This window comes from Psychrobacillus sp. PGGUH221, assembly GCF_042055255.1.
Taxonomy (GTDB): Bacteria; Bacillota; Bacilli; order Bacillales_A; family Planococcaceae; genus Psychrobacillus.
On record NZ_JAQMHQ010000009.1, the window covers coordinates 142,735 to 156,608 of the forward strand.

Here is a 13,874-nt window from a genome sequence, read left to right on the forward strand (position 1 = left end):
GTACTAATACGATAAATTATTTTAAATTTTATCTTATTTTTATCCTTTCGTCAACATACGAGTGCCTTTTTATATATAAAAAAAGCCATTCAACTAGAGCTTACTGTCTAATTAGAATAGCTTTTCTATATCATCTATTGCGTTCCAGCATTTCTTCTTTCGTATAAATAATCCGCATAGGATTACCTCCAACAAAGCAACCTTCTGGCACATCACTATTTACAAGCGTCGCAGCCGATACGATGGCATCATCACCAATTGTCACACCAGGCAAAATAGTAGAATTGGCACCAATCAACACTCGATTGCCAATAATAACATCACCAATACGATATTCGTCTATTAAATATTCATGTGCTAAAATCGTCGTATTATACCCAATGATAGAGTTATCACCAACTTTAATTCGCTCCGGAAACATTACATCTACCATAACCATTAATGCAAAAGATGTTTCATTACCAACTTTCATCTTTAAAAAAGTGCGATAAAAGAAGTTTTTCCAACTTAAAAATGGTGAATACCTAGCTGCTTGGATAAAAATAAAATTTTTAACAACTTTCCAAAATGGGACAGTATCATACACATGCCACAAGGAATTTGCTCCACTCACAGGATACCTTTCAGTCTTTCTCATACTGTTTGCCCCTTTGCAATTATAAGCAAATCATTTATATGATGTAACATATAGGTAGGTAGAAAAGTAGCTAAAAAGGCTTCTCCTTTTAAGGACCATGCAACTGCTGCAGTATCAACTCCAGCCCTTTGTCCTCCAACTATGTCATGTAAATTGTCACCAATCATCAGTGCATCTTCTTTTTTTACATTTAGTTTCTTAAGGGCCAGTTCAATTGGTTCAGGGTCTGGTTTTGGCTGTTTAACATCATCTATACCTACAATTGTGTCGAAAAGATTTTCACATTGCATCAGCTTAATGCCTTTATCAATCATAACTCGTCTTTTTGTCGACACGACAGCTAATTTGTAACCTTCCTCTTTCAACTTATATAGTGTATCTACAACTCCATCAAAAGGAACAGCCATTTGATCATGCATTTGTATATTCCATGATCTGTACGCTTCAATAAGTGCTTCCGTTAAATTAGGGTCAATTGTATTAAAAGTTTCTGCTAAAGGAGGCCCTAAAAAAGGCAAAACACTTTCTCTATTATATTTCCCAGGAAATTTATCTCCTAAAACATGTAAAAAAGTTTCTATGATAAGTTCATTTGTATTTAGTAACGTTCCATCAAAATCGAATAGTAAGGCTTTATAAGGACTTCTCATGATGGTGTTGCCACTTCCTCTTGTTTTGTCTCCTCCGCCTTATTCCATAAATATGCAACAATGATCGTCAAGACAAATGCTGTCATAATTCGAATCAAAAATAATGGTAGTATCGGAATACCTAAAGGAATAAAGATTAATGTATCCTCAATCACAGCATGACAAGCAACTAAGAAGATAAATGCAATTGTTGCATCCTTTTTACTTACACCATCTTCTTTTACAGCTTGAATCATTACTCCTGCTCCAATTGCTAATCCCATCACTAATCCAATAACTAAAGTTAGTGAGGCATTTGGTTTTAATCCAATTATTTTTGTGAAAGGACCTATCACTTCTGAGAATTTTTGTAAAAAACCCTTTTCCTTTAAAAACTGAATAATAATCATTAACGGTATGACAATTATCGCCAATTGCAAGACACCAAACGTCGCTTTTTGTATACCTAAAATCGCTATTTCTAACCAGCCATCTGGTATTTGCTGAGTAGCAGTTGTTATGCCATATTTAGCGATTTCTCCGCCTCCCTGCCATACCAAATTAATAATGACAGCAGAAAGAATCGCTAATCCAAATCGAACAACTAATACAATCCACAGCTTTACTCCCACTCGAAGAGCAACACCCGTTTCGATAAAAATATTATGAGAAAAAGAAAGCATTGTGGCTAATATAAATACTTCTTTTACAGTCAGTTCTAATGAAAGAATCCCACCAATTGCAGCATATAGATTAAGACCATTTCCCAGAACTAAAGGGATTGCTGCCTCTCCTCTTAAACCAAGAAGCTCCATAAATGGAGAAATAACCTGGATCAGCCAAGGAAAAATAGGTGTGTATTGTAATATGACTACAAATAATGTGATAGGAAATATTATTTTACTCAAAGTCCAAGTAGTTTTAAGCCCAGCTAATAAACCCCTTTTTAAAGTTTCCAATCCTCTTCCTTCTTTCCTCACTTATCTAAATAATGCACCACAGGCTTAACAGTAATTCTTCTATAAACAAGTAAAATTAATGCTATGACAATACCTAGTAGTGAAACGACTTGAGCAGTTCGTAAATCTCCAATTAAATAAAGGCTATCCGTTCTCATACCCTCAATAAAGAAACGACCTACAGAATACCAGATGATATATAATAAGAATATTTCTCCACGACGTAAATTTACTTTGCGAAGTGAAATTAATATAATAACTCCTATAATGTTCCAGACTGATTCATATAAAAACGTCGGATGATAGTATTTACCATCTATGTACATTTGCTCTATTATCCAGTTAGGTAGCATCAAGTTTTCTAAAAATGTTCTTGTTACTTCTCCTCCATGTGCCTCTTGATTCATAAAGTTACCCCAACGTCCAACTGCTTGACCTATTAATAAACTAGGAGCTACAACGTCTGTAAGCTTCCAAAATGAGGTACCTCTTTTTTTCGTAAAAAAATAAGCAGTTAAAAAAGAAGCAATTAAAGCGCCATGAATTGCTATACCACCATTCCAGATTTGAATAATTTTTTCCGGATTTTGACTATAAAAATCCCATTTAAATATTACATAGTATATTCTTGCCCCCACAATTGCTAAAGGGACAGCCCAAATCAATAAATCCGTTAAGTACTCTGGATGAAAACCACGCTTCACCATTTCACGCTGTGCTACTATAAACGCTAGTATAATTCCCAATGCAATAATCACTCCGTACCATCTTACTTCCAACGGTCCGAGTGAAAAAGCTACTGGATCAATAGCTTGTAATAAATTCATATGAAACTCCTTTCAATCGTTATATTAATATTCATTTTCTCCATTTTGGCTAATTACATCATCTAATCGTTTCGCAAAATCTTCTGCAGCATTTACACCCATTCGTTTTAAACGGTGGTTCATCGCCGCTACTTCAATTATTACTGCCAAGTTTCGACCTGGTCGAACTGGAACGGTCAGCTTTGTAATAGCTGTATCAAATATTTCCATTTTGTCTTCTTCAAGTCCAAGTCGCTCATACGTTTTTTCAGCATCCCATAAATCTAATTCAATTACTAATGTAATACGTTTATATGTACGAATTGCACTAGCCCCGAACATAGTCATAATATCAATAATGCCTATACCTCGTATTTCTAGAAGATGCTCAATTAATTTTGGTGCACTACCAACTAGCGTATCTTCACTTTCTTGTCTAATTTCCACACAATCATCCGCAACTAATCGGTGCCCTCTCTTCACGAGTTCAAGTGCTGTCTCACTTTTCCCGACACCACTTTTCCCAGTGATTAACACGCCGACCCCGTATATATCAACTAATACGCCGTGAACTGCTGTAGTTGGTGCAAGCATGCTTTCTAAGAAGTTAGTTAGTATACTCGAAAATCGAGTTGTCGCCATACTAGTCGTTAGTACAGGAACAGAATTTTTATTGGAAGCTACTATTAATTCTTCGGGAACTTCCATACCATGTGAAACGATGATTGCCGGTGTATCAGGAGCACAAAGTTTCCTCATACGCTCTTCTTTTTCATTTGGTTCTAATAACTGAAAAAAGGAAACTTCTGTTTTTCCTAATAGTTGAATGCGATTAGATGGGTAATGTGTAAAATAACCTGCTATTTCAATTCCAGGTCTTGATATATCACTTAATGCAATATGCCGCCCCATACCTTCTTCTCCACTAATTAATGTGAGGTTAAACTTTTCTTTTACGTCCTTTGTCGTCACATGTGGCATATATTGAGTCCCCTTTCTCGCTACTATTTCTCACATAGTTCTTATTTTAGCATGATTACTCTATTTAATAGTATCCATTTATCTTTTCATCTTCTATTTATTAAAAGAAGGGAGAGATTTTAATGTTGAAAATCATGCTAGATGCAGGACATGGGCCAGAAACACTTGGAAAACGCACACCAGATGGGAAAATGAAGGAATTCGAATTTAATAATGCAGTTGTAGGATTCTTAAAGGATGAATTAAAGAATTGCGGGGTGATCGTTTTAGTAAGTCATCCTGGTGATTTAGATATTCCCCTTTATGAAAGGACAACACTTGCCAATAAGCTGGAAGTGGATGCATTTGTTTCTATACATGCTAATGCGTTTGGATCTACATGGAATAACACAACCGGCATTGAAACATTTACGTATTCAAAAGCTTCTGCACAATCTAAGTTACTCGCAAACTCTATTCAGGATGCTTTATGTTCTATTACAAAAGGTAAAAACCGTGGAGTTAAACAAGCTGATTTTGCAGTTCTACGCGATACAAAAATGCCAGCAGTATTAGTCGAATGTGGTTTTATGACAAATAAAATAGAAGCAGCCTTACTTCAATCTAGGACATATAGAATACTTTGCGCAAAAGCAATCGCCTATGCAATTCTTCGTTGGAAATAAAATATTGCAAGGTCCCATATAGAAATGTATAGAGATTGCATCACTTTAGGTTTGGATAATAAGAGTAATAATTCTATCCTACACATATAAAAAGTGTCCGAATATATTATTTCGGACACCCAGACTGTAGACAAACTCAAACTTTTTAACGACATTTCGTTACCATGCTCTCTTTTTGTCCAAATAATGTCGTCCTATAAATAAGAAAATAGTTGAAACGGCTCCCTTTCCGCGGGCGTTGCCTTAGCCTCCTAGGCCAACACGATGTTGGTCATGCAATCGTTGCCGCAGGATGCGGCGAACTTAGATTGCCTTCCCCTCAACTGCGGGGTCTTCGGCTAACGCTATTCCCGCAGGAGTGTCACCTTTTTCAACAATTTTCTATAAATACTAATTGAAAAAACTTAAGTGATAAAAACTTGCTCTATTAATGGCATAATGGTTTTCTAATTGAAGAGCGGATAATAGTTAATTGTAGTGGAAGGCGGCGACTCCAGCCGGAATAGCAAATGTTTTCTGCACCGAAAGCGAAGCGTCAGGTGCATGAGGTGAAGACCCTGGACTGAGCGTAGTGAAATTAATTTTTGCGACGAGCTTGCGCAGGAGCATTGTTTTTTGCGACGAGCTTTGCGCAGGAGCATTGTTTTTTGCGACGAGCTTTGCGCAGGAGCAAGGGAAGCGGCTGAAGCCATGCCGGCGGAACGCGTCCGCCTGGAACGGAAATTAACGGTGCCCGAGTTTGTTATCTTCCTTCTGTAAATTTTTTTCTTTTAGTCTAGTATTAATAGTTCCTAGTGTGCTAAGCAATCAGAAAATGCTGTGAATCAAATTGAATATTTATGTGTTTGATTATCAAAAAGTTTTAGCAGCACTGTACTAAAACAAGACAGATTATAAGCAAAAAAGCTGACGGAAGAAATGAATTCTTCTGTCAGCTTTTTCTTTTATTCACCTTCTACTGTATAGCGTACAAGGATTGTTCCTGTTTTTGCATCTCCATATACTCTGAGCGGATTTGCTTCGGAGTCTACTATTTTCGTAAAACCAACTTTCTTATTTAACAATTGCTCTGATTGGTTCAATTGCGTTACATCTAATAGTTGGACATCTATTTTTCCTAATTGAGAAGTAACTTCTCCTTTTAAAGACACATCTTTTCTAACATATAATTCGACAGTACCTGCAACTGCAGAGCCTTCGATTTTACGGGCATCCTTATCCTTCGTTGTTAAAATAACATGTCCACTGACAGAAGAACCTTCGAGTTCCTTCAATTTTCCGTCTACATAAATACGGCCATTTATTGTCTCGACCTCTACTGATTCTCCCTCGATGTTTTGAACTTGTACGGAACCATTTACTGTTTCAATATCTGCTTTACCAATCTGTATAGCGTCAAGATTTACTTTTCCGTTTGTCGTTTTCACTTTAAGTGTTTTTACTTCAAGACTCTTCGCACTAAATTCTCCATTAAATAAACGTGCCGAAATATCATTGTAAGTTTTTTTAGGTACAAATAAGGAAATTTGAACAGAAGTCGTTTTCATATCACTATATATACGCAATTTATTTCCTTCTGTCTTAAACAGAAAATCGTTCTGGAAACGATTTTTGGCTTCTTCCTCTGAAGAGTTCTTATAGGACTTAACGGTCACGTCCGCATGTGTAGTTTCTTCTTCTGTTGGGTAAATATCGATTTTACCATTCGCAATATCAATGGATATATCATCGAACTGAGCTTGTTCAAGCACTAATTTTTCTTGAAATACAACAGGTTCACCGAAAGGCATTTCAAAATCAATATCTTTAATTTTTTCAACTGTTCCTTGCATGAACTGCATGAAACGTTCTCCCATTACGTTAAAATCTCTCTTTAAATCTTCAAAGAAATCGGTATTTTGTTGCTTTTGCTGCGATTTACTATGTTCATAACCCTGATGTTGAGATTCTGCTTTTACTTCTGGAGCTGATTGTTTGCCAAGTACCTCTAAAAGCTCTAAAGCTTCCTGGGCAGTGATAGTACCATTTTCAACCATATCTAAAATACGTTTACGTTCTTCTTGCATTGTGAATGGCCTCCTTTTAAGTTAAAAGTCTGTACTCTACCTAATACGATTCAGGGAAAAAAAGGTTTCAATTGGATTTAACAGTCTCTTTTTTCTTTTTAGATGCCTTGGATACTACTTCATCCATTCTTTTTCGATCACGTTCCAAGATTGTCTTTAAATATTTACCTGTGTAGGATCCTTTAGTTTCCGCAATTTTTTCTGGAGTACCAACACCTATTATAGTCCCTCCTTTATCTCCACCTTCTGGTCCTATATCAATCATATAGTCTGCAGTTTTAATAACATCCAAATTATGTTCAATAAGAAGTACAGTATCACCATTTTCTACTAAACGTTGAAGGACCTCTAGAAGATGGGCGATATCATCGATATGTAACCCAGTCGTAGGTTCATCCAATATATAAAACGACTTTCCGTTGGACCGTTTATGCAATTCGGATGCAAGCTTTACTCGTTGCGCTTCTCCACCGGATAATGTTGTTGCGGGTTGACCTAATTTCATATAACCAAGGCCTACGTCTACAATGGTACGTAGTTTACGGCTAATCTTTGGATGATTTTCAAAAAATGCTAAAGCATCTTCTACTGTCATTTCCAATACATCAGCTATATTTTTCCCTTTGTAATGTACTTCTAATGTTTCACGGTTATAGCGTTTTCCATGACATACCTCACAAGGCACATATACATCAGGCAAAAAGTGCATTTCAATCTTGATAATTCCGTCTCCACGACAGGCTTCACAGCGTCCACCTTTTACGTTAAAACTAAATCTACCTTTTTTATATCCTCTAACTTTCGCTTCATTAGTAGCTGCATATAAATCTCGCATATCATCAAATACCCCAGTATAAGTAGCAGGATTTGACCTTGGTGTACGTCCGATTGGCGACTGATCAATATCAATTACTTTCTCCAATTGTTCAATTCCTTCTATACTCTTATTAGCCCCTGGCTTCACTTTGGAGCGATTAATCTTTTGCGCTAATGATTTATAAAGAATTTCATTCACCAGCGTACTTTTGCCTGAACCTGATACGCCTGTTACAGCTACAAATACGCCTAATGGAATATCCACATTTACATTTTTTAAGTTATTTTCAGAAGCGCCTTTAATTTTGATGTATCGTCCATCTGGCTTTCTTCTTTCTGTTGGTAAAGGGATAAATTTCTTCCCACTTAAATATTGACCTGTGAGTGATTTATTGTTTTTCATTACTTGTTCTGGTGTTCCTGCCGCTACTATTTCTCCACCATGGATTCCAGCGCCAGGACCAACATCGATTAAATAATCAGCAGCCATCATAGTATCTTCGTCATGCTCAACTACTATAAGCGTATTACCAATATCACGCATATTTTTTAATGTCTCTATTAAGCGGTCGTTATCTCGCTGATGCAAACCAATAGAAGGCTCATCCAATATATATAAAACTCCTGTTAGTCTAGATCCTATTTGTGTTGCAAGACGAATTCGTTGTGCTTCTCCACCAGATAATGTACCTGATGCGCGATTTAATGTTAAATAATCGAGTCCTACATTTTCTAGAAATCCTAGACGCTCATTAATTTCTCTTAAGACTAATTTCGCAATTTGCATATCCTTTTCAGATAAAGTTAACTCGTTGAAAAATTTGTTTGCTTCTTCAATAGAAAACTCTGTTAGTTGACCGATATGTAAGGAATTCACTTTTACAGCAAGCGTTTCTTCCTTTAAACGATATCCCTTACATGTAGGACAATCATGTTGTCCCATGTACTTTTCCATTTGCTCTCGAATATAGTCAGAAGATGTATCCTTGTAACGTCTTTCAATATTCGCCAAGACACCTTCAAATTGAATCGAACTGTCTCTCACTTGTCCAAATTCATTTTCATATCGAAAACGAATTTTATCTGTACCAGAGCCGTACATTATTTTATTCCACTGGTCTATCGGTAATTTTTCTACCGGTACATTCATTTTAATTTTGTAATGTTTACATACCGCTTCCAATAATTTTGGGTAGTACTGTGAACTCGTCGGCTGCCAAGCAACGATAGCCCCCTCGCTTAATGTGAGACTTTTATCGGGTACTACTAAATCAGGATCCACTTCCAATTTTGTCCCTAAACCATCACAGTCAGGACATGCCCCAAAAGGATTGTTGAATGAAAACATACGAGGCTCTAACTCGCCAATTGAAAACCCACAGATTGGACATGCATGGTGCTCACTAAATAATACTTCCTCGTGCTCCATCACATCAATCAGCACTCTACCGTCAGCCAATCGAAGGGCTGATTCAAGCGAATCACTTAAGCGAGCAGCAACGCCTTCTTTCATTACGATACGGTCGATTACAACTTCAATATTATGCTTTTTATTTTTATCTAAATTAATGTCATCATCTAAATCGATTAACTCTCCATCTATTCTCACCCGTACATAACCTTGTTTTTTCATATCCTCCAGCAGTTTTACATGCGTACCTTTTCTGCCAGATACAATTGGAGCCAATACTTGCATACGTGTTTTTTCCGGGTATTCGCTCAGACGATCGACCATTTGTTCAATCGTTTGAGAACTAATTTCTATTCCATGGTTAGGACAGATTGGCTTTCCCACACGAGCATACAATAGTCGCATATAATCATATATTTCTGTAACAGTAGCAACCGTAGATCGTGGATTTTTACTTGTTGTCTTCTGATCTATTGAAATAGCTGGTGATAGTCCCTCTATCACGTCTACATCTGGTTTATCCATTTGGCCTAAAAACTGGCGTGCATATGCAGATAGTGACTCTACATAACGTCTTTGACCTTCCGCATAAATCGTATCGAATGCTAAAGAGGACTTTCCGGAGCCAGACAAGCCTGTCATTACAACAAGCTTATCTCTCGGAATTTTTAGACTTATATTTTTTAAGTTATTTGCTCTGGCACCTTGTATAATAATTTCTTGGTTTCTCACACTCTTCATCCTTCCAGCTTTAGTTCGAGGATTGCATCACGTAATTCTGCGGCACGTTCGAAGTTAAGCGCTTTGGCTGCATCCTTCATTTCTTTTTCGAGATTTGCCAATAGTTTTTCTTTCTCTTCTTTTGTTAACGCTTTTCCACTTGTTAACTTTTGTGCATAAGTTCCCTCTTCTTCGGCAACTTGAGATGCTCGAATAACTTCGCGAACTTTTTTCTCAATCGTTTTCGGTGTAATGCCGTGTTTTTCATTGTATTCCATTTGAATTGTTCTACGGCGTTTTGTTTCATCGATTGCTTTTTTCATAGAATCTGTCATTTTATCCGCGTACATAATTACTTCACCATTTGAATTTCGGGCAGCTCTTCCAATCGTTTGAATTAAAGAACGTTCGGATCGCAAAAATCCTTCCTTATCAGCATCTAAAATTGCCACAAGAGATACTTCGGGAATATCAAGACCTTCTCGAAGCAAGTTTATTCCTATTAAAACATCATATGTCCCTAAACGAAGCTCACGTATAATTTCAATTCGCTCCAATGTTTTCACTTCTGAGTGTAGGTATTGTACTTTTATCCCTATCTCTTTCAAATAATCTGTTAAATCCTCTGACATTTTCTTTGTTAATGTAGTAATTAACACCCGTTCATTTTTCGCGGAACGCTCATGGATCTCATTGATTAAGTCATCTATTTGACCTTCTATTGGTTTAACGGTTATGACTGGATCTAGTAGTCCGGTTGGTCGAATAATTTGTTCAACCATTTCAGGGGTATGTTCAATTTCATATGGTCCAGGTGTTGCAGATACATATATAGCTTGATTTACATGATCTTCGAATTCTTTAAAAGTAAGAGGACGGTTGTCTAAAGCAGAAGGTAATCGGAAACCATAATTAACAAGCACCGATTTTCTTGCTTGGTCACCATTAAACATTCCTCTTACTTGAGGTAATGAAACATGACTTTCATCCACAACGAGTAAAAAATCTTTTGGAAAATAATCTAATAGCGTGTAAGGGGTAGCTCCTGCTTCACGTAATGTAAGATGTCGTGAATAGTTTTCAATACCAGAGCAAAATCCCATTTCTCTCATCATTTCCAAATCGTAATTAGTGCGTTGCTCTAATCTTTGTGCCTCTAATAATTTATCTTCACTACGTAATAGTTTAAGTTGTTCTTCTAATTCTTTTTCAATATTTTCAATGGCAAGACGCATTTTTTCCTCACGTGTAACGAAGTGAGATGCTGGAAATATAGCTACGTGATCTCGTTCTGCTAAAATTTCTCCCGTTAATGCATCTACTTCTCGAATTCGGTCTATTTCATCTCCAAAAAACTCTACTCTTAGACATCTTTCATCTCTTGAAGCTGGGAAGATTTCTACTACATCTCCACGAACACGGAATGTACCTCGCGTGAAATTAATATCGTTTCTTTCATATTGAATGTCAACTAACTTTCGAAGCAACTGATTTCGCTCAATTTCCATTCCTGATCTCAGTGATACGACCATTTCTTTATATTCTTCAGGATTACCGAGACCATAAATACATGAAACAGATGCAATAATGATGACATCTTTTCTTTCGAATAAGGAAGATGTTGCCGAGTGACGAAGCTTGTCAATTTCTTCGTTTATGCTCGAATCTTTTTCAATATACGTATCTGTTTGGGGCACATACGCCTCAGGTTGAAAATAATCATAATAACTAACGAAGTATTCCACTGCATTGTTAGGAAAGAATTCTTTAAACTCACTATAAAGCTGTCCGGCAAGGGTTTTATTATGTGCCATTACCAAAGTTGGTTTATTAATCTGTTGAATTACATTTGAAATAGTAAACGTCTTTCCTGTCCCTGTTGCACCAAGTAACGTTTGATGTTTATCTCCTTCCTGAACCCCTTCTACTAATTTTTTTATTGCTTCTATTTGATCCCCCGCTGGCTTATACGGAGCTTGCAAATCGAATATTTGATCCATATGATAGCCTCCCATAACTTGAATATTTTCAGTTTAACATACTATCTTTTTGAAAACGAATAAAACGAACGTATGTTTTTTCACAAATAAGAAAAACCGCTTAAAACAAGCGGTCTAACTAGGTTTGTGCGGTCATCTTTTTGATGCCTCTAAGGCTAGATACAAACCTACTTTATTATTTTGTCTCCAGATAGCTTCCCATTTTTCAAGCGGCACTGGCTTCTCTCCTATATACGGTGATATTTCTAATGTGATTCCAGGCATTTTGGTTTGTTGAATAAACCAATCAGCAGAAGATCCTGATCCCGGTAAATATTGTGGAGGCATCACTTTGTAGCCTGTCATTTTAGATAAACCACTTGCTAATGTTTTGTCTCTTTTCATTTGTGCTGGTTTTTGATAATTAAACCAATACATAATTTGACCAGATGAATGATAGGATATATACGTTTTAAATGCATGGTTTTTTACAAATTCCCGCAGTGCTTTGGCTTCTGGTTCGCTAAATGCACTTGGACCTTTATAGGCCATATATGCAGGCTTTTTATTTCCTCCCTTTATTTTCTCCCATTTGGAGGAAAAGTTATCATTTAAATCTACTCCTCGAATATTAGCCTTCCAACGATTAAAATTTGAAGACCCATTAATTTTTGTTGCTAGTGATCCATACTTCAATGATTTCGCGCCTGATTGGACAAGTGTCACTCCATCTGGGTTCATCATGGGGACAAACCAAATGGATGTTTGATCTAGTGTGTTACGTACGTTATAACCAGCATAGATGGATTTGTTTTCGTAATGAATGCTATATGTATCAATCATTTCTGCTAACACATTGGTTGTCATATGTTCACGTGCATGCATGGAGGCATCTAATAAAACCTCTTTTTTACCATTTCCAATACGCATTGCATAAATAATTTTTCCTTCTACTGATTTCCCGATTGGTGCTAGTTTCGTAAATTCTGGATAGAGTAAAGAAATCACTTGCAGGAAGTATGTCATTTCTTCATAACTTAATATTTTTTTTGGTTTTAATAAATCGATATGTACAAAATCCTTCATATTTATTTGAGCTTCTTGACCCAAAAAGGAAATGACCCCTTTAGAATTGGAAAGATGCAGTAAATCTACAGATTGTCCGGCTACCAATGATCCAATTTGAATATTTTTATCATTAAATACAGGTGCTTCTATGCGATTATATAGTCTCATTGGATAGGTCACTTGCTTATTTTTTTGAGCGATGGGCTTTTCAGAAGTTGGTATGGTTGATGCTTCAGGGATATAAAATAATTCCCCACCATTTTGAAATTCATGATAGCCTTCTAAAGCTTTTGTGCGAGTTAATACCATATCTTTTGCAATCGTCCCACGCTGTACAAGATTTCCTTTTTGTTTTGTATAATATGGAACAGTTTCTTCCACTACTTTAAAATTACTGACATCCTGCTCAAATATACTTGTAGCTTGTTCAATAGATATGTAACCCACAGTACCCTCTACATCTATTACAAAAAAATCGGATACTATTCCTGTTGTCTCATATATATTGACCTCTGTTCCTTCTAATAGTTTAAGTGAATCAACCGAAGCGTCTATGTAAACCTGATAGTTTTCTTCCGTCTTTATATTCCATCTGTCCTCCGCCTGCACTACTACCGGCAACAAAATGAATAGAATTAAAATCGTCCATATACACTTCATTTAACCGTCCCCTCTCTATCTCTTTACTTACTAAATAAGTTTACAAGAACTTTTTGCATAAATAAATCGAATTTTAAAACAATTTTAAACATAAAGAAAGCCGCTCTGCATAAGCGGCTTTCAGTCTACTTTATACTTTGTAATTGTTGTAATGCATTCGTATACTCTATGAATGCATGCTTATCTTTTTGGTCTAAGGCATCATCAATTAACTGCAATAATCTATAACTACTTTGTTCCCGGTGAATTATGTTCAAAAACATATCAAGATAAATTTCGTTTAACAATTTTTCTGCAGAACTTTCTTTTCCTGTTTGCCCCATTGCTTTTAAGAAATCTGCGTATGAATATTGTTTGTCCATCTCTGATCACCCCGATGTCTTTTTTCCATTATATAAAAGTAAAAGAAGAGATGCAATCATTTTGCGAAAATTATGATTTTAAGATTAATTGAAAGTTTTAGAAAATTCGTTATAT

General features: G+C 36.3%; 11 protein-coding genes. 1 reads left to right on the forward strand and 10 read right to left on the reverse strand.

What is annotated here, in order from left to right; translation table 11 throughout:
• Nucleotides 1-130: 130 nt before the first annotated feature.
• Genes PGC35_RS15960 through hprK form a run of 5 tightly spaced genes read right to left on the reverse strand, consistent with a single transcriptional unit; the run spans nt 131 to nt 4,012 of the window.
• Nucleotides 131-637, reverse strand: a complete 507-nt coding sequence (locus PGC35_RS15960) for an acyltransferase (protein WP_053588414.1) — start codon at nt 635-637, stop codon at nt 131-133.
• Nucleotides 634-1,287, reverse strand: coding sequence for a pyrophosphatase PpaX (gene ppaX / locus PGC35_RS15965; RefSeq protein WP_056832574.1), 654 nt, complete (start codon nt 1,285-1,287; stop codon nt 634-636). The genes PGC35_RS15960 and ppaX overlap by 4 nt, the downstream gene beginning before the upstream one ends.
• The gene (locus tag PGC35_RS15970; RefSeq protein ID WP_375219885.1) at nt 1,284-2,225 is read right to left on the reverse strand and encodes a nucleoside recognition domain-containing protein; all 942 of its coding nucleotides are present in this window, start codon (nt 2,223-2,225) and stop codon (nt 1,284-1,286) included. Before PGC35_RS15970 ends, ppaX begins: the two co-directional genes overlap by 4 nt.
• 17 nt (nt 2,226-2,242) lie before the next feature.
• Nucleotides 2,243-3,052 carry a prolipoprotein diacylglyceryl transferase gene (gene lgt, locus PGC35_RS15975; protein WP_375219886.1) on the reverse strand — a complete coding sequence of 270 codons (810 nt, stop codon included), beginning with the start codon at nt 3,050-3,052 and terminating at the stop codon, nt 2,243-2,245.
• A 24-nt stretch (nt 3,053-3,076) separates the two neighbouring features.
• A complete protein-coding gene (hprK, locus tag PGC35_RS15980) occupies nt 3,077-4,012 on the reverse strand; it encodes an HPr(Ser) kinase/phosphatase (protein ID WP_056832569.1) in 936 nt (311 codons plus the stop codon).
• 122 nt (nt 4,013-4,134) lie between these two features.
• Between hprK and PGC35_RS15985 the strand changes: the two genes are divergently transcribed.
• On the forward strand, nt 4,135-4,677 hold the full coding sequence (locus PGC35_RS15985; protein ID WP_375219887.1) for an N-acetylmuramoyl-L-alanine amidase family protein: 543 nt from the start codon (nt 4,135-4,137) through the stop codon (nt 4,675-4,677).
• A 944-nt stretch (nt 4,678-5,621) separates the two neighbouring features.
• On the opposite strand, the gene PGC35_RS15990 is transcribed toward PGC35_RS15985, so the two are convergent.
• The 5 genes from PGC35_RS15990 to PGC35_RS16010 all read right to left on the reverse strand — a co-directional run bounded on the left by PGC35_RS15990 (nt 5,622) and on the right by PGC35_RS16010 (nt 13,759).
• A complete protein-coding gene (locus PGC35_RS15990; protein WP_375219888.1) occupies nt 5,622-6,743 on the reverse strand; it encodes a DUF4097 family beta strand repeat-containing protein in 1,122 nt (373 codons plus the stop codon).
• A 67-nt stretch (nt 6,744-6,810) separates the two neighbouring features.
• Nucleotides 6,811-9,702, reverse strand: coding sequence for an excinuclease ABC subunit UvrA (uvrA, locus tag PGC35_RS15995; RefSeq protein ID WP_056832565.1), 2,892 nt, complete (start codon nt 9,700-9,702; stop codon nt 6,811-6,813).
• Between the two features lie 5 nt (nt 9,703-9,707).
• Nucleotides 9,708-11,690: an excinuclease ABC subunit UvrB gene (gene uvrB, locus PGC35_RS16000; RefSeq protein WP_053588406.1), complete on the reverse strand. Its 1,983-nt coding sequence runs from the start codon at nt 11,688-11,690 to the stop codon at nt 9,708-9,710.
• Between the two features lie 132 nt (nt 11,691-11,822).
• On the reverse strand, nt 11,823-13,397 hold the full coding sequence (locus PGC35_RS16005) for a M14 family zinc carboxypeptidase (protein WP_375219889.1): 1,575 nt from the start codon (nt 13,395-13,397) through the stop codon (nt 11,823-11,825).
• Between the two features lie 125 nt (nt 13,398-13,522).
• Nucleotides 13,523-13,759, reverse strand: coding sequence for an IDEAL domain-containing protein (locus PGC35_RS16010; protein ID WP_053588404.1), 237 nt, complete (start codon nt 13,757-13,759; stop codon nt 13,523-13,525).
• Nucleotides 13,760-13,874 lie beyond the last annotated feature (115 nt).

What these genes read in the sequence shown, in the direction of transcription:
- PGC35_RS16010 (WP_053588404.1), bottom strand. Translation starts at nt 13,759, where the DNA reads ATGGACAAACAATATTCATACGCAGATTTCTTAAAAGCAATGGGGCAA.
- lgt (WP_375219886.1), bottom strand. Translation starts at nt 3,052, where the DNA reads ATGAATTTATTACAAGCTATTGATCCAGTAGCTTTTTCACTCGGACCG.
- hprK (WP_056832569.1), bottom strand. Translation starts at nt 4,012, where the DNA reads ATGCCACATGTGACGACAAAGGACGTAAAAGAAAAGTTTAACCTCACA.
- uvrB (WP_053588406.1), bottom strand. Translation starts at nt 11,690, where the DNA reads ATGGATCAAATATTCGATTTGCAAGCTCCGTATAAGCCAGCGGGGGAT.
- ppaX (WP_056832574.1), bottom strand. Translation starts at nt 1,287, where the DNA reads ATGAGAAGTCCTTATAAAGCCTTACTATTCGATTTTGATGGAACGTTA.
- PGC35_RS16005 (WP_375219889.1), bottom strand. Translation starts at nt 13,397, where the DNA reads ATGAAGTGTATATGGACGATTTTAATTCTATTCATTTTGTTGCCGGTA.
- PGC35_RS15985 (WP_375219887.1), top strand. Translation starts at nt 4,135, where the DNA reads ATGTTGAAAATCATGCTAGATGCAGGACATGGGCCAGAAACACTTGGA.
- PGC35_RS15990 (WP_375219888.1), bottom strand. Translation starts at nt 6,743, where the DNA reads ATGCAAGAAGAACGTAAACGTATTTTAGATATGGTTGAAAATGGTACT.
- PGC35_RS15960 (WP_053588414.1), bottom strand. Translation starts at nt 637, where the DNA reads ATGAGAAAGACTGAAAGGTATCCTGTGAGTGGAGCAAATTCCTTGTGG.